Annotated in this window: 14 protein-coding genes; 5 read left to right on the top strand and 9 right to left on the bottom strand. The window is 44.3% G+C overall.

The genetic code is table 11. The features are described from left to right. Window positions 1–2: 2 nt before the first annotated feature. The 3 genes from plsX to yceD are packed head-to-tail and all read right to left on the bottom strand — an operon-like array spanning window position 3 to window position 1793. Window positions 3–1028 carry a phosphate acyltransferase PlsX gene (gene plsX / locus R7127_RS05290; RefSeq protein ID WP_318141836.1) on the bottom strand — a complete coding sequence of 342 codons (1026 nt, stop codon included), beginning with the start codon at window positions 1026–1028 and terminating at the stop codon, window positions 3–5. 10 nt (window positions 1029–1038) lie between these two features. Beyond that, a complete protein-coding gene (gene rpmF / locus R7127_RS05285; RefSeq protein ID WP_005396978.1) occupies window positions 1039–1209 on the bottom strand; it encodes a 50S ribosomal protein L32 in 171 nt (56 codons plus the stop codon). A gap of 59 nt (window positions 1210–1268) precedes the next feature. After that, window positions 1269–1793: a 23S rRNA accumulation protein YceD gene (gene yceD, locus R7127_RS05280; RefSeq protein WP_005387307.1), complete on the bottom strand. Its 525-nt coding sequence runs from the start codon at window positions 1791–1793 to the stop codon at window positions 1269–1271. Window positions 1794–1942: 149 nt separating this feature from the next. Here yceD and R7127_RS05275 point away from each other — a divergent pair, with 149 nt between their 5' ends. After that, the gene (locus tag R7127_RS05275; protein WP_005380845.1) at window positions 1943–2524 is read left to right on the top strand and encodes a Maf family protein; all 582 of its coding nucleotides are present in this window, start codon (window positions 1943–1945) and stop codon (window positions 2522–2524) included. A gap of 58 nt (window positions 2525–2582) precedes the next feature. Here R7127_RS05275 and rluC read toward each other — a convergent pair whose 3' ends face one another. Next, on the bottom strand, window positions 2583–3527 hold the full coding sequence (rluC, locus tag R7127_RS05270; protein ID WP_021033985.1) for a 23S rRNA pseudouridine(955/2504/2580) synthase RluC: 945 nt from the start codon (window positions 3525–3527) through the stop codon (window positions 2583–2585). Window positions 3528–4166: 639 nt separating this feature from the next. On the opposite strand from rluC, the gene rne reads away from it, so the two are divergent. Together rne and R7127_RS05260 are read left to right on the top strand one after the other, a co-directional pair. Continuing rightward, window positions 4167–7241: a ribonuclease E gene (gene rne / locus R7127_RS05265; RefSeq protein ID WP_170890428.1), complete on the top strand. Its 3075-nt coding sequence runs from the start codon at window positions 4167–4169 to the stop codon at window positions 7239–7241. Window positions 7242–7573: 332 nt separating this feature from the next. Next, window positions 7574–9133, top strand: a complete 1560-nt coding sequence (locus tag R7127_RS05260) for a SulP family inorganic anion transporter (protein WP_005380840.1) — start codon at window positions 7574–7576, stop codon at window positions 9131–9133. 60 nt (window positions 9134–9193) lie between these two features. Here R7127_RS05260 and R7127_RS05255 read toward each other — a convergent pair whose 3' ends face one another. Beyond that, on the bottom strand, window positions 9194–9643 hold the full coding sequence (locus R7127_RS05255) for a low molecular weight protein-tyrosine-phosphatase (protein WP_025767219.1): 450 nt from the start codon (window positions 9641–9643) through the stop codon (window positions 9194–9196). A gap of 117 nt (window positions 9644–9760) precedes the next feature. On the opposite strand from R7127_RS05255, the gene cobO reads away from it, so the two are divergent. Then, window positions 9761–10366, top strand: coding sequence for a cob(I)yrinic acid a,c-diamide adenosyltransferase (cobO, locus tag R7127_RS05250; protein WP_005380837.1), 606 nt, complete (start codon window positions 9761–9763; stop codon window positions 10364–10366). 62 nt (window positions 10367–10428) lie between these two features. On the opposite strand, the gene R7127_RS05245 is transcribed toward cobO, so the two are convergent. From R7127_RS05245 to apbC, 3 genes are all read right to left on the bottom strand, one after another. Beyond that, complete coding sequence (locus tag R7127_RS05245) at window positions 10429–12516, bottom strand: AsmA family protein (protein WP_017633849.1); 2088 nt, start codon at window positions 12514–12516, stop codon at window positions 10429–10431. Between the two features lie 188 nt (window positions 12517–12704). Further along, on the bottom strand, window positions 12705–13346 hold the full coding sequence (gene udk, locus R7127_RS05240; protein WP_005380833.1) for a uridine kinase: 642 nt from the start codon (window positions 13344–13346) through the stop codon (window positions 12705–12707). A gap of 180 nt (window positions 13347–13526) precedes the next feature. Then, window positions 13527–14603, bottom strand: a complete 1077-nt coding sequence (apbC, locus tag R7127_RS05235; RefSeq protein ID WP_054574796.1) for an iron-sulfur cluster carrier protein ApbC — start codon at window positions 14601–14603, stop codon at window positions 13527–13529. Between the two features lie 162 nt (window positions 14604–14765). Here apbC and metG point away from each other — a divergent pair, with 162 nt between their 5' ends. After that, the gene (gene metG / locus R7127_RS05230) at window positions 14766–16841 is read left to right on the top strand and encodes a methionine--tRNA ligase (protein ID WP_033905755.1); all 2076 of its coding nucleotides are present in this window, start codon (window positions 14766–14768) and stop codon (window positions 16839–16841) included. A 67-nt stretch (window positions 16842–16908) separates the two neighbouring features. Here the strand turns inward: metG and R7127_RS05225 are convergent, their stop codons facing one another. Further along, window positions 16909–17256 carry a hypothetical protein gene (locus R7127_RS05225; RefSeq protein ID WP_172563540.1) on the bottom strand — a complete coding sequence of 116 codons (348 nt, stop codon included), beginning with the start codon at window positions 17254–17256 and terminating at the stop codon, window positions 16909–16911. Between the last annotated feature and the right edge of the window lie 29 nt (window positions 17257–17285).

Raw genomic sequence — 17285 nt, 5'->3', positions numbered from 1 at the left:
GACTAATAATGCCTCTCGAGTAAAACCGCTTCCAAACGATCGCTAATACGGCTTGGTACTTGTCGTTTGACCTCGTGTACTGCCTCGCCAAGTGCATTGACAATCGCAGATACATCCGCACTTCCATGGCTTTTTATGACAATGCCGCGCAATCCTAGCAAACTTGCGCCGTTATACTGGTCGGGGTTCAGTGTTTTTAGTTCATTAAACAGCCTAGAAAACAACTTTCTAGCTATCCAACCCTTTATCGTTGATGCCATTATGCTGGTTTTAATTTTTTCGATAAAAAGTTGAGCTGTTCCCTCACTGGCTTTTAAGCATACGTTGCCGACAAATCCATCACAAACAATGACGTCCGCAACATCATGCAAAATTTGATTACCTTCAATATAACCGACAAAGTTAATCGCATCGGTCTGAGAAAGCATTTCTGCGCAACGTTTGACTAAATCGTTACCTTTAATCTCTTCTGCGCCAATATTGAGTACAGCAACGCGAGGAGGACGACCCAAGTGTTCTTCAGCTAATGCACTGCCCATTACAGCAAATTGGAACAAGCTATCAGCATCGCACGATACATTCGCCCCCAGATCCAGCATCCAAGTACGCTTTCCGGTAATCGTCGGTAAAGCGGAAACTAAAGCAGGACGTTCAATGCCAGGAAGTAACTTAAGAATGAAACGCGATAGTGCCATTAATGCACCGGTGTTGCCACCACTAACACAAGCATCCGCTTTCTGCTCAGAAACCAAATCGATAGCCATACGCATAGAACTATTTTGGCTATTACGTAACGCCAATGAAGGTTTTTCTGAGTTCGAGATAACTTTCTCGCTGTGAAGAATAGTCAAGCGGGAACTGGTCGAGGTACCGAGTTGAGATAATTGAGACGTGATCAGAGGTTGATCACCAATAAGAATCACTTTTAGCTCTGGGAAATGAGACAGTGCCTGCACGGCGGCAGGCACTGTTACGCGTGGACCGAAATCCCCGCCCATTGCATCAAGTGCAACGGTAATACTTTGCAAAGGTTCAACCTTACTTGTTGATAACCTTTTGACCACGGTAGTAACCTTCAGCAGTTACGTTGTGGCGTAGGTGAGTTTCACCAGAAGTCGCGTCTACAGATAGAGCAGCTGTAGTTAGCGCATCGTGTGAACGACGCATACCGCGCTTAGAACGAGTTTTACGGTTTTTCTGTACGGCCATTGACCCTACTCCTATACTATTGGGTTAAAAACCTGAAGAAGAATCGGCTACCACACCTATTACTTTTTCAGACTTTTCAAAACGTCGAATGGATTCGGTTTTTCTTCCTCAATTTCTTCAGGAATCTCACCAAAAACCATGTTATTTGAATCAACGCTACAATCCGCTTCATCGTGCATCGCAATTTGAGGTAATGCTAAGATGAACTCGTCTTCAACAAGTTGTATGAGGTCTAATTCACCATATTCATTTAGATCTACCAAATCATAAATTTCTGGTGCTTCCTGTTCTGTTTTCTCACCGTAGTAAGGAGTAGAAAGGAATTCAACTTCGCACTCATGTGCGAATACCTCATTACAACGCTGACACTCTAAATCGACTTCGATGTTAGCTTTACCAGAGATAACAACGAGTCGCTGTTCATCCATCCCAAATGACAATGAGACTTCTGCGTCGCGTTTTACGCCTTCAGTTGTTTCCACTAAGCGCTTGAAAAGACTAGCTTGGATGATGCCATCGTAATCCAATCGTTTCTGTGCAGCTTTAGCTGGGTCAACCGTTCGCGGTATTTTTACCTTTTGCATAGGGCGCGAATATTATCTTCCAAATCAAAATTAGTCAAAGAAAAAGGCAAAAAAGTTGTACTTTTTTACGCTTAACATACAGAGCATTAGCCAGAATCATTTTTGATCTATTATCCTATTGGAAATGCTCCCACGAATTGTAATTCAAAATGAAAAATTACCAACTGGTTTTAGCCTCAACCTCCCCTTTTCGTAAACAACTGCTTGAAAAGCTCTCACTACCATTCGTTTGTTTATCACCTGATTGCGATGAAACACCTTTTGACCAAGAAACGCCAACTGAACTTGTGCAGAGACTGGCCCAAGAGAAAGCAATATCTTGCCAGACGGATAAAGCAAGTTTAGTTATCGGCAGTGACCAAGTTTGTGTCATTAATGGTGAAATCGTTGGCAAGCCTTTAAATAGAGATAACGCGATAAATCAACTTTTGGCTCAAAGTGGAAAAGTCATCACTTTCTATACTGGTCTTGCGGTACATAACACCGTGACAAACCATACAGAAGTCGGCTTTGATTCTTTCGAGGTGCACTTTAGAGATTTAACGCTTGAACAAATCGAACGCTACGTCGACAGGGAAGAACCTTTTTACTGCGCAGGCAGCTTTAAAAGCGAAGGCATGGGAATTTGTTTGTTTACGAAATTAGTTGGTAAAGACCCGAACACACTTGTCGGACTACCATTGATTGATTTGATTGATATGTTGCATGTTCAAGGACTCGATGTCCTTTAACCCAAATACGATAAAAGGGAGCCACAGGCTCCCTTTTGCATCCGCGAGGAAAACATGGTTACGCGTTTCTTAAACCCGCCAACACTTTTTCTAGTTTCGGTTCCATCGGTGCGTTGATTTCCATCCACTCATCATTTGATGGGTGTTGGAACTTGATGTTTGCCGCGTGTAGGAACAAACGATCTAAACCAACTTGACCTGTGTAAGCGTCAAAGCGACGATCACCGTAGCGATCATCCCAAGCGATTGGGTGACCAGTGTATTGCGTATGAACTCGTATTTGGTGAGTTCGACCAGTAATCGGACTCGCCTGAATCAATGTAGCTTGTTCGAACTTTTCCAAAATCTTAAAACGCGTTTCTGACGGCTTACCATTAGGGTTAACACGAACAATACTGTTCACTTCGTTTTTGAGCAGTGGCGCGTTCACAACCTTACAACTGCTTTTCCATTGCCCCATGACAAGAGCTAAGTAAAACTTCTTTACTGTCTTTTCACGAAACTGGGCTTGCAAGTGACGAAGTGCAGAACGCTTCTTAGCAACCAGCAAAATCCCTGAAGTATCACGGTCAATACGATGCACAAGTTCAAGAAAGCGAGCTTGAGGACGCAGAGCCCTAAGCGCTTCAATCGCACCAAACTTTAAACCACTGCCACCATGCACAGCGGTGCCAGATGGTTTGTTTAGAATCAACATATGGTCATCTTCGAAGATAATCATATTTTCCAACTCAGCGACTTTGTTAAGTTTCGTACTTGGTGCGACATCGTCATCTTTTTTCTCGACGGTCACCGGTGGAATACGAACGAGATCGCCTGCTTTTAACTTGTACTCTGCTTTTATACGCTTTTTATTTACGCGCACTTCGCCCTTACGCACAATTCGGTAAATCATGCTTTTAGGAATGTCTTTTAATTGGTTGCGCAAAAAATTATCAATGCGCTGACCCGCCATATCTTCGTCGATGTCGACGAACTGGACTTTTGTTCTTATTTCGTTCATGGGCGGTATTGTAAACTCAATTTCGTGCGACTTCACATTATTCTTGTCGTAAAAGAAACACTCGGTGGCACATACTGGTCTAAATTTCGCCAAGCTTTTGTTTAAATTATTAAAACTCTCAATCAAGTTCTCAATTTGTTTTCTGTCCTGAACAGTTTGCACATCTCAATTGCTTATGAAACAGCCAGTTATAAATTAGAAATTTTGAGTTTAGCGGCAAATTTTCTATCGTTTGCGTGAAAGCAGATTGCTGATAGCCACGCGCACTGCTATAGTTCACAGCTGCTAAGGAAGGTTTGGTTACATTTTATTCATTACCAATCATTTATCCTCAAGCAATGTGAGTAGATCGTTGAAGGTCGAGTGCAGCATTGGCGTGAGACACATCGAATTCAACACTCTTGCCACCCTACTCCTCGCATATTCACGTTGAGTACCTACCGCCCAAATAGCGGGTCACAAGTCTACGTTTCCAACAGAAACCACAAGAGGCTTGTGATGACTGAAGTGCCCGAGAGCATCCCCTTCCAGCCGGGAGGCTGCAAAATACAAGCCATGGGATCAGGCACCGTGAAAGAGCGAAAAAACAGTGGCAAGTCGACAAGAAAGATATAAAAGAAAAGACAACGAGAATTTTCAATGAAAAGAATGTTAATTAACGCAACTCAAAAAGAAGAGTTGCGTGTCGCTCTGGTTGATGGCCAGCGACTTTTCGATCTTGATATCGAGAGTCCAGGTCATGAATCTAAAAAAGCGAATATCTACAAAGGACGTATCACACGTATCGAACCAAGCTTAGAAGCCGCATTTGTTGATTACGGCGCCGAGCGTCACGGTTTCCTCCCTCTCAAAGAAATTGCCCGCGAATATTTCCCTGAAGGTTACACCTACCAAGGTCGTCCAAGCATTAAAGAAGTGCTAACGGAAGGCCAAGAAGTTATCGTTCAAGTGGAAAAAGAAGAACGTGGAAGCAAGGGCGCAGCTCTTACTACTTTCATTTCTCTTGCTGGTAGTTACCTTGTTCTGATGCCTAACAACCCTCGTGCTGGCGGTATTTCTCGTCGAATCGAAGGTGACGAGCGTACTCAACTAAAAGCCGCATTAAGTACTTTGGAACTGCCTCAGGGCATGGGCCTAATCGTACGTACTGCTGGCGTTGGCAAGAGTGCTGAAGAACTTGAGTGGGATTTGAATGTACTACTTAACCACTGGGGTGCAATCAAAGGTGCAGCGGACTCGAACCCTGCTCCATTCTTAATCCACCAAGAAAGTAACGTTATCGTTCGTGCAATCCGTGACTATTTGCGTCGTGATATTGGCGAAATCTTAATTGACAGCAACACCATCTACGAACGTGCAAAAGAGCACATTCAATTGGTGCGCCCTGATTTCCTTAACCGCGTTAAGAAATATGAAGGCGAAGTTCCACTATTCAGCCACTACCAAATTGAAAGCCAAATTGAATCAGCTTTCCAACGTGAAGTGCGTCTGCCATCCGGTGGTTCTATTGTTATTGACCCAACCGAAGCACTAACGTCTATCGATATCAACTCTGCTCGTGCAACCAAGGGCGGTGATATTGAAGAAACAGCCCTAAACACGAACCTAGAAGCAGCCGACGAAATTGCTCGCCAGTTACGTCTACGTGACTTGGGTGGCTTAGTGGTTATCGACTTTATCGATATGACACCTGTTCGCCACCAACGAGAAGTAGAAAACCGTCTACGTGAAGCCGTTCGTCTTGATCGCGCTCGTGTACAAATCGGTCGTATTTCTCGCTTTGGTTTGTTGGAGATGTCACGTCAACGTTTAAGCCCTTCTCTAGCAGAAGCAAGCCACCACATCTGTCCTCGCTGTAGCGGTACTGGAGTCGTTCGCGACAACGAATCTCTAGCACTTTCTGTACTTCGTTTAATCGAAGAGGAAGCACTGAAAGACAATACAGCGCAAGTTCTCGCAGTTGTACCTGTGCCAATCGCTTCTTACTTGTTGAACGAAAAACGTCGTTCAGTTAACCATATCGAACGCATTCAAGAAGTGAAGATTACGGTTGTTCCAAACTCTGACATGGAAACGCCGCACTTCGAAGTTATCCGTGTTCGTGAAGGTGAAGAGTTCGATCTGATTTCTTACCTACTTCCTAAAAAACTGGAAGCAATGAAAGAAGCGGAAGGTAAAGAGCCAGCGGAAGTTGACGTAAAACCAAAACGAATTGAAGAGCCAGTTCTTAAAGGCTTTGCGGCTCCGTCTCAAACCGCACCTGCACCAGCAGCTAAACCAGCTCCTGAGGCGAAGAAGAAAGAACAAAACGTTGAACAAGAAGAGAAACCTGGATTGTTCAGCCGTCTGTTTAAAGCACTTGGTAGCTTCCTATTCGGTGGTTCTGAAGAAACAAAAGAAGAACAGAAACCTCAGGAAGAGAAAAAACCAAATCGCGATAATCGACGTAACAAACGTGATCGCAACGATCGTCGTCGCAATAACAACCAGCGCGATAATCGTGATAACCGCGACAATCGCGATAACCGACGTCGTCGTAAGCCTCGTGATGAGCAGGCTAATGAGCAAAACGAAGCTCAACAACAAACAAATAAACCGCAAAACCGTAACCAAAAGCGTAAACCTAAAGCTCAACAGGCAGATAAAGCCCAAGAGCAGAAAGCAAACGCAAAAGTAGCGGAAAAAGGTCTGCAGCTAGCAGCGGAAGCTCGTACTGAAACAAAACCAGAAGAGAGCAAACCGAAGCAGCAAAATGCGAAAGCAGAAAAAGTGAAAGAGCGCCGCCAACGTCGCAAATTGAACAAGTCTGTACGCGTTAAGGACCAAGAAGCTATTGAGAAGAAAGCCGAAGAAACAACGGTTAAGACTCAAGAAACGGTTGAAGCTAAAGTTGAAAAGCCAACAGAAGCAGCGGTAGAGGCACAGCTAGACAACAAGCAAGCAGAGTCTAAGCAACGTCGTAATCGTCGTTCGCCACGTCACCTGCGTGCAAGCGGCCAGCGTCGTCGCCGTGGCCGTGATCGCCGCCCTAACCCGTTCCGCCTACGTAAGGGAGGTGTCGCTTCTCCTGAAATGGCTATGGGTAAAGTAATGCCACGTTACATTCCGAAACCAGCACCTAAGAAGGAAGAGCGAGTTAAGGAAGAAGCTGTAGCAGCAGTACCTACAATCCAAGGTGGCTTTGCGTGTCCAGAAATGGCAATGGGTAAAGTGATTATTCGTCGCGAGCAACCTGTCGTAACAGATGCGCCAGTTGTTGAACACAAGGTTCAAGAAACCGTTGAAGCGAAAGTGGAAGCTCCAGTAGTAGAAGCACCTGTTGTTGAAACAGTAATCGCAGAAAAAGCTGAATCGGCAGTAGTAGAAACAGCATCGGTAGAGCCTATCGTTGAAACTCCTGTAACTGAACATGCTGAACCGGTTGATGCCATTGTAGAAACGGCACCTACTGAAGAGCCTATCGTTGAAGCAGCAAAAGAGATTGTAGCCGAAGCGCCAGTAGATAAACCAGAGCCTAAAGTCGAAGCCATTAAAGTTGCTGCTAAGCTAAACGCTAGCGCACCGATGACGAAAGCACCTGGCCCTCAAGAGCTACGCGAAATCACGGTTGCAGCAGCACCGTTCAAAACCGAACGTTACCAAGCTAAAGGTGCGGGTAGCCAAGTGGCTAAAAACCGCGCATCAGCAGAGATGACAAAGCCTAACTTTAACTAGGCTAAATCATTACGTTCAACTGCTTAACGGCATAAATAAATTAAAGGCTACCATCTGGTAGCCTTTTTTATCTTCATATTTGCCCAATAAATTGTTCATATAAATACCAATTCGTGATCACATTTGTACGCCATTATTCGTATCATTCTTGAACTTAATCACACTTTTCGGTAGCATGCGCCGACTCAAGTTTTCGACACCATTCTGATGCTGCTCTTTTAATACTACGGTTTACACTGCAATGTTTGATTAGAAATCAACCACTCAGTGGCTTGTGCAAATACGAATATGTGTCGGGTTTAACTCATTGCAAAGAGAACTTAAAAACAAACATGTTCGAATTTCCCCAATTTTCTAAGCACTCCGTAAAAAATGATGTGCTATCAGGCTTAACCGTTGCGCTAGCATTGGTTCCTGAAGCTGTCGCATTTGCGTTCGTCGCAGGCGTAGATCCGATGGTCGGTCTTTACGCTGCATTCATCGTTGGTCTTATTACTTCCATTTTCGGTGGTCGTCCCGGCATGATCTCTGGTGCAACAGGTGCCATGGCAGTCGTAATGGTTTCGCTTGTCGCGACTCACGGTGTCCAGTACCTATTCGCAGCCATCATGCTCGCTGGTATACTTCAAATTGCCGCTGGTATGTTTAAATTGGGTAAGTTCATCCGTATCGTGCCTCACCCTGTGATGATTGGTTTTGTGAACGGTCTGGCTATTGTTATCTTCCTAGCTCAGTTGGGTCAGTTTAAAGCGCCAGATATCAACGGCATGCTTACTTGGCTACCACAAGACCAAATGCTACTAATGCTTGGTTTGGTTGCGCTAACTATGGCAATCATTCACTTTCTACCAAAAATCACAACGGCTGTACCCTCTTCACTTGTTGCAATCGTAACGGTGACTGCTTTAGTGGTTGGTTTGGATCTGGAAACTCGTACTGTTGTTGACTTCCTGCGTACAATGTCTGGTGATGAAGCGGCAACACTCGCAGGTTCACTACCAACCTTCTCTATTCCGGCGGTGCCATTTACGCTAGAAACTCTACAAATCATTCTTCCATACGCGATCATTCTAGCGGCCATTGGTCTAATTGAATCTCTACTAACACTGACAGTTTTAGATGAGATGACGAATACTCGTGGTCAATCTAACCGCGAATGTATCGGTCAAGGTATGGCAAACATGACGTGTTCTGTGTTTGGCGCAATGGGTGGTTGTGCGATGATTGGTCAGTCGATGATCAACGTAAACTCAGGTGGTCGCGGCCGTCTATCTGGTATCGTTGCGGCTATCGCTCTATTGATGTTTATCTTATTCGCTTCTTCGCTAATTGAAATGATCCCACTCGCTGCTCTGGTTGGTGTGATGTTCATGGTTGTCATTGGTACATTCGAATGGGCAACATTTAAGCTAGCACGCCGCGTACCGAAGCAAGACTTCTTCGTTATTGTTCTTGTGACCGTCGTTACTGTTCTTACTGACCTTGCTGTTGCCGTAGCGGTTGGTGTTATCGTTTCTGCATTAATGTTTGCATGGCAACACGCTAAGCACATCTATGCCGACACGTGCTTAAACGAGGAAGGTTCAAAAGAGTACAAGATTCACGGCCCTATTTTCTTTGGCTCTGCGGCTAACTTCCTGGAGTTGTTTAACGCGCCTGAAGATCCAAAAGATGTGATTGTCGATTTTGCAGACTCTCGCGTGACAGATCACTCTGCAATTGAAGCCATTGAAACACTGGCTGAGCGTTACAATGCTCAAGGTAAAACGCTGCACCTTCGTCACCTAAGCCCAGATTGTCGTAAACTTTTGGACAAAGCTGGCAGCTTGGTTGAAATTAACGTGAAGGAAGACCCAAGCTACAAAGTCGCAACCGACATACTAGCGGGTTAACACGAATAAAAAGGGATGAGCTGAGCTCATCCCTTTTTCTATTGTCTTCAAGCACGGCGATTATAGCTTCTTCAAAATTGCGTCTGATGCCTCTTCGATTAAATCAAGCACCAGTTCAAAGCCATCTTCCCCACCATAATATGGGTCCGGGACTTCGTCGTAACCTGACTCAGAATGACTTAAAAATAACGATACTTTGTGTCGATACTTCAACGGACAAATATCCAATAAATCGGCCAAATTTGCTTTATCTGCGGCTAATATAAGATCAAACTTTTCAAAGTCATCAATGGTGACTTGGCGCGCTTGCATTCCTTTAAAAGAATAACCTCGCTGCTTTCCTGCTGCCATCGCTCTTGAATCCGGTCGGTTTCCTGCGTGGTAGCCAATTGTACCTGCCGAATCAACCTCTACTTCAACGCCTAGCTTTTGAGCTTTCGCTCTTAACACTGCCTCTCCAGTTGGTGACCGACAAATGTTTCCCATACAAACAACAAGTATTTTCTTCATTTTATTCCCTGAATTATCGGTGGTTTTTCTTCACGATATGTTGGTCTATCATAGCGAGATAAATCAATGAACCCAAATTAGCTTGGGCACAGCACGAAAAGGAATTGAGGAAGTATTATGTCTATCGAAGAAAATAAAGAAGCACGCCATAAAGCTCGCCAACAAAAAGTCAAAGAACAGGTAGACGCAAAAATCGCTGCTGCTCAAGAGGAAAAAGGTCTGCTACTGATCATTACCGGAAATGGTAAAGGTAAATCGACATCAGGATTCGGTACGATCGCACGCGCAGTGGGTCATGGTTTGAATTGTGCTGTCGCGCAGTTTATTAAAGGTACTTGGGACAACGGTGAGCGCAACCTACTTGAGAAACTCGGCGTTGAATTCCAAGTAATGGCAACCGGCTTTACGTGGGAAACTCAAAACAAAGCCGCTGATACCGAAGCAGCGCAAGGCGTATGGCAAGAATGTAAGCGCATGCTGCAAGACGACTCTATCGATGTCATCTTATTTGACGAGCTAACTTATATGGTGAGCTACGGCTACATCGACTTAGACGAAGTGGTCGAAGCACTGAGCAACAGACCTAAAATGCAGTCGGTTATTATTACTGGGCGTGGCGCACATCGAACCCTGATTGAAATGGCCGATACCGTTTCTGAAGTGAAAAATGTAAAGCACGCATTTGAATCTGGCGTAAAAGCCCTCAAAGGCGTCGATTGGTAACACTCGCAGAGTAATTTAAAAAGGGTTGGCAAAATGCCAACCCTTTTGATTTTCACGCACGGTTAGTTGAAAAGATTCTTCAATAAACCATCGACCGCATCTTTGGTTTTCTCGTCTTTGATTTTGTCCGTTAGCTTCTCCACGCCACGATCGATTTCTTTTTGAGCTTTCTGCTTCAGAACATCATCGAATACGAGCTTGAATTTAGGATCTGCCCACTTACCAGACACATTGATTGGAATCGTGATGTCTTTCAGCTCATCTATATCTTTACCGCCCTGGCCTTCTAGGCTGCCTACAACTGACGTGCTGATAGTAAAGTCGACTGTTTCATTGATGTAGTTTGCGGTACCTTTACCACGAACACGTAACAATGGAGACTGAGCTTGCATATTATCCGTTGATACAACACCTTTGTTGAGTTTCAATGTCGCCGTCATCGCACTGAAGTCTGTTTTCTTAGCTACATTGGTGCCTTCAACTTTTTGCCCTTTAAATTTCGCATAGTTTTCACGAATCAACTGAGCAACGTTGATGCCATTCACCGCACCGTCAGCAAAATTGATAACAACCGTACCAGATAGATTCTTCTTGATACCGGTAGGCGTGAGACTCTTACCTGTAACATTCACATCAATGTTACCTGTCCCTTCAAGTTTGTCGTTTTCAGCAACGTCTATAAGTAGCGGTTGAACTTTCACGCCTTTGATTGACTTTTTAACACTGTAAGTCGCTGGTGATTGGCGTGCATCTAACTTCGCTGTCGCTGAGATTGAGCCTTGGTACAACTTCGAACTAAAAGATGTAAGCTCAAACACGCCACGATTTACAGTGAAGCTCGTTTTTACCGCTTCCATCTTCGCATTTGCCGCTTTGAATTTGTCGATGGTAATGTCACCCTTTACATCTAACGTTTTCAACGCAGACAAATCAGGCTCAACCTCAGGTCCGGCAGGAGCACTCTCGCCACCAGAAGCAGGCTTATTACCTTCGGCAGCTTGCTTATCTAACCCTAAGAACTCATCAAGATCGATATTGGGGCTATGGAGAGCAAAGCGTACTTTAGGAATATCACCGAGTGCCACATCAGCCTTACCATCTAAGGCGATAGCATTCGCTGTTAACTTCTCTAGAACAAAACTCAGATGGTTTTTCGTTAGGTCGAAAGACAGATCAGACACCATGTCGACTTTCATCGGGGACTGAGGTAAAGCATCACCCTCAAAAGTCGATTTAAGAGTTAACTTATCCAACTGTACTTTGCTGATAGCCTTGTCCACGCTAAGTTGACCAGCACCCTGCATATCTAACTTCATACCACCAGCGTCACCCTTAATGGCATAAGTCAGGTTATTTACTTTATCGAATTCAAACGTGTCTAAACCGATCGTTGCCGATTCAATTTTATTGGCAGGGTCAGAGTATGTCGCATCAAAGTTGATGTTCTTTAGCGCGTAGTTTGCCAAACCTTTTTCTAGCTTAAAGTCTGCCTGACCTTTCGCGGTGAACTTTTGGTCGTTCATTTCGCCCTTCACGCCAAAATCAGCCGTTGTCCAGTTGTCAAAAGCGAATTCGGAAAGGTTTAATGAAATATCATAAAGTTTGGTGTAACTACCGGCTTGCTTATCCTGCATTTCTAATGAACCGTTAGAAACCGTAACGCCAGCAAGATTAATACTCCAATCAGAACCAGAAGTTTGCGTTTCACCATTTTGCGTAGGCGCAGCATTGTTCTCTTGTTCTGCTTGTTGTGTTTGGGCTTTCGTCAATGCATCAATATTCTTGCTGCCATCTTTCTTGGTTTCAATGTAGAACTCAGCACCATCAAGCGTGACGTTTCCAATTTCAAGCTGTTGACTAAAAAGTGGCATAACAGAGATGTCTACACCAACGGTATCAACTTTGAATAAATTGGGTTTACTAAAGCCTTGTGGGTTTCGCAACTCTGTATGTCCCAACTCAAAGCCAATCGATGGGAAAAATTGCCAACTGATATCCCCTTCAATCACCAACTCTAATCCCGTTTGCTTTTGCGCTTGCTCAACAATAAGGGGTTTAAACTGATTCGGATTGACGAAGATGGTTAACGCTAAAATTGCGACCAAAATGACCACAATCGGTATTGCTAGAATTAAGAGCAGTTTCTTCATTTGTTTTTCCTTGCTCGAGTGTTTTTACAATTATAAGCGCAGACTCCATTTACCGCTGACAGTTCCACAAAAGCGTGAAAAATGTCTGGTTTTAACCTGCAACTGACTAATTTAAAAACAAAAAAAGAAGTGGCACTTAAGGTGCCACTTCTTCTCTTAAAAATAAAGCGATATAGCCGTCTATAGGCTTAAGCTTTCAAAAGTCTTGCAATGTGAGCTTTTAATACATCAATTGCGATACGGTTTTTACCACCGCGAGGAACAATAATGTCCGCATATTGCTTAGAAGGTTCGATAAACTGCATGAACATCGGACGTACTGTTTGTTGGTATTGCTTAAGAACAGACTCCATAGTTCGGCCTCGTTCTTCCACATCACGCTTAACACGGCGAAGCAAGCAAATATCTAACGGTGTGTCCATAAATACTGTCGCATGCATCAAATCACGAAGACGAGGGTCTGTAAGAAGAAGGATACCTTCTAGAATGATCACCTTTTTAGGTGTCATTGTGGTGGTGTTAATTGTTCTTGTGTGCTCAGTGTAGCTGTACTCAGGCACTTCTACTGCTTCACCACGTACCAATTTTTCTAGGTGCTCACACAGTAGGTCGTGGTCCAACGCACTCGGGTGATCGTAGTTCGTCTTTACTCGCTCTTCCATGCTTAGGTGGCTTTGGTCGTTGTAGTAGCAATCTTCCGTGATGACACCGATTTGATGATCGCCTACTTTCGCGCGAAGCTCATTATAAATAGTGCTCGCGATCAGACTTTTTCCAGAAGCAGAAGCGCCAGCAATACCTACGATGACGCATTGATTATTATCAGACATTAGTTTGCACCCGATGATGATTTCTAGTCACATAAAAAGATAAACTGCCTGATTATAGGGAGTTCACCCCATAGTTACTAGTTGGAATTAGGGTTTAGTCATAAGTTTCTGCCTGCTCAGAGGATTAACCTCCGAGCAAACGTTAAAATGTGCAATTATCAACCAACAGGCATAGTAAACTTAGTTCACCATTGTAAAGCTAATCGCATCTGGTTTTGCTTTGCCTTGCCAAAACATCGTGCTACATACGCGATCGGCAAGTTGCTTATAATACCCTGCATGCTCACTTTCTGGGCGTCTTGCTACCGTTGGCACGCCAGCGTCAATATCTTCTCGCATAGAGATATGAAGCGGAATTTGTCCTAACAATGCTAAGCCAAATTCTTGCGACATTTTTTCAGCTCCGCCCATACCAAAAATATGCTCTTTCGCGCCACATTGACTACAAATGTGATAACTCATGTTTTCCACAACACCAATAACCGGGACATGGACTTTGTTAAACATTGCCGCTCCCTTCCTTGCATCGGCAAGGGCTAAATCTTGCGGTGTTGTGACTAGCACGCTACCTGTTACCGGAATTTGTTGTGACAGAGTCAATTGAATATCCCCCGTACCTGGCGGCATATCAATCACCAAATAATCCAAATCTGGCCAATCTGTTTCAGTTAATAACTGCGACAACGCTTTTGAAGCCATTGGACCGCGCCATATCGCCGCTTCTGATTTATCCACCAAATAACCGATAGAATGAGTATAGATGCCGTGAGCAAAAATGGGTTCCATCCACTTGCCATCACGAACTTCTGGTTTAGCATCTTCTTGCCCCAACATCATAGGTACAGACGGACCATAGATATCTGCATCCAACAATCCCACTTTCGCCCCAGATTGAGCAATCGCCAACGCTAAGTTAACTGCGGTAGTAGATTTACCAACGCCACCTTTCGCAGAACTGACGGCAACGATGTTCTTAACACCCTTAACCGAGTTAGCCACTTGAGTTTCTAAAGCTTTAACTCCAAGGCGAATATTAAATGGGAATTCAGCCACTTTACCCGAGGCTTGCTGCTGTTTAATCCAGTCATGCAGTACGGTTTGAAGCTCATTACTTGCGAATGGCAACGTTATATCAATAGAACCCTGTGTCGTAATCGAAATTGCGCCATGAATATCTGCCCAGTTTTCCACCAACTGTGGATGTTGGAATTGGTTAAACCAGTGACAAAAATCTTGTTTTGAAGTGAACTGATGCATAAGCCCTCCTTTTAGATGTCATGCTACCACCGTCCAGGCTCAACCAGAACCCCAAAAAAACTAAGGCATTCCGCAGTTTGACACCTTGGAGTTAGTCAGTTCATGGGGTAGTATTATCCATCAAAATTTATTTATACCTATCAAGAAAAGCGAATATTAAGTATGGCAAACGATCCAAAAAACTTTCCGTCAAGGAAAATGCTGGTAACTTGTGCCCTTCCGTACGCTAACGGTTCGATCCACCTTGGTCATATGCTTGAGCATATCCAAGCGGACATTTGGGTTCGTTACCAACGCCTACGCGGCAACACTGTAAACTTCATCTGTGCTGACGATGCTCACGGCACGCCAATCATGCTTAAAGCGCAACAGATGGGTATTACTCCTGAAGAAATGATTGCCGCAGTTAGCGAAGAGCACCAAAAAGACTTCGCTGGATTTGATATCAGCTTTGATAACTACCACAGCACACACTCAGATGAGAACCGTGAGCTAGCGTCACACATTTATCTTGAGTTGAAGAAAAATGGCTTTATCTCTAGCCGCACTATCTCTCAGCTGTTCGATCCAGAAAAAGAGATGTTCTTACCGGACCGTTTCGTAAAAGGTACCTGTCCAAAATGTAAGTCTGAAGACCAGTACGGTGACAACTGTGACAACTGTGGTGAGACTTACAGCCCAACAGAACTGATCAATCCTAAATCTGCGGTTTCTGGTGCGACGCCAGTAATGAAAGATTCAGAGCACTTCTTCTTCGACCTGCCTCAGTTTGAGAGCATGCTAAAAGAGTGGACTCGCTCTGGCTCGCTACAAGCTGAAACAGCGAACAAAATGCAAGAATGGTTCGAATCTGGTTTGCAGCAATGGGATATCTCACGTGACGCACCATACTTTGGCTTCGAGATCCCTGGTGAGAAAAACAAATTCTTCTACGTGTGGCTAGACGCGCCTATCGGCTACATGGGCTCTTTCAAAAATCTATGTGACAAGCGCGACGACCTAGATTTCGACGAGTATTGGAAAAAAGACAGCTCAGCAGAGCTGTACCACTTCATCGGTAAAGACATCGTTTACTTCCACAGCCTATTTTGGCCAGCAATGCTAGAAGGTTCTGGCTTCCGCAAGCCTAACAACGTATTCGTACACGGTTACGTAACCGTAAACGGCGCGAAAATGTCGAAGTCTAAAGGCACGTTCGTAAAAGCAAGCACTTACCTAGAGCACCTAGACCCTGAGTGTCTACGTTACTACTACGCTGCGAAGCTAAACAGCCGTATCGACGATCTAGATCTTAACCTTGAAGACTTCACTCAGCGCGTAAACGCTGACGTTGTTAACAAGATCGTTAACCTGGCATCTCGTAACGCAGGTTTCATCGCGAAACGTTTTGAAGGCAAACTGTCTGACAACTTTGCAGAGCCTGAACTTTACAACGAATTTGTTGCTGCTGCTGACCGTATCGCTGAGCTTTACGAAACGCGTGAGTTTGGTCGTGCAATCCGTGAAATCACGGCATTGGCAGACAAAGCTAACCAATACGTTGATGAAAAAGCACCGTGGGTTGTAGCAAAAGAAGAAGGCAAAGATCAGGAACTACAAGACATCTGTTCTGTCGGTATCAACCTGTTCCGCGTACTGATGACTTACCTGAAACCAGTAATGCCATCGCTAGCTGCGCGTACTGAAGCGTTTCTAAACCAAGAGCTAACTTGGGAAAACATCGCTGCTCCACTAACAGGCCACGAGATCACTAAGTTCAAAGCACTGTTCAACCGTATCGATCCGAAGAATGTTGAAGCGATGATCGAAGCATCTAAAGAAGATGCGGCGGCAGAAATGGCGGCGAAAGAGAAAGCAGAAGCGGAAAAGAACAAGGCTAGCGAAACTGAGCTAGACAAAGAGCCAATCGCTGAAGAGATTGAGTTCGACGCTTTTGCAGCAGTAGATATGCGTATCGCTCGTATCATCTCTTGTGAAGAAGTGCCAAAAGCAAACAAACTGCTTAAGTTCCAACTGGACATCGGTGGTGAAACTCGTCAAGTGTTCTCTGGCATCAAGTCAGCGTACAAACCTGAAGAGCTAGAAGGCAAACTAACTGTAATGGTTGCAAACCTAAAACCTCGTAAGATGAAGTTTGGTATGTCTGAAGGTATGATCCTAGCGGCAGGCCCTGGTGGTAGTGACCTGTGGATCCTTGAGCCACACGAAGGCGCTCAACCAGGGATGCGTGTAATGTAATGCTCTTCGCATAATAGAAAGGCTTAACTATTTCAGTTGAGCCTTTTTTACAACAAGATAAAATTACTTAATGCAACCTATACTCTTCCGGTCCCCAAGTAATGGTCGCGCCACACACAAGGAAAAGTACAAAACTGATGCTTACAACATACGCAAGTATTCTATCAAACGTTGTTGCGTATTTTAGTATTAGTTGGTCATCCACTAGTGATAATTTGACTGGCTTTCCTCGCATCAATACTGATGCGTACATGGGAAATCTAAAACCCCGCCCATTTCTGTCCCAACCAATAGGGTCATGACCATCCCGCAACATTTTTTTCTCAATCCGCTTTACCGATACACGAATGAAAAGCAAAGTACTAACTAACCAAGTACATCCGATAATCATATTTGCAATATCAAAATCAGACACGTTGCTCCCTTTATCAGGATTTGGCTTTT

The sequence above is a fragment of the Vibrio sp. 1159 genome (assembly GCF_033340395.1).
GTDB lineage: Bacteria > Pseudomonadota > Gammaproteobacteria > Enterobacterales > Vibrionaceae > Vibrio > Vibrio alginolyticus.
Note: the sequence above shows the minus strand (reverse complement) of the source record. Positions and strands in the feature narration are given on the sequence as shown.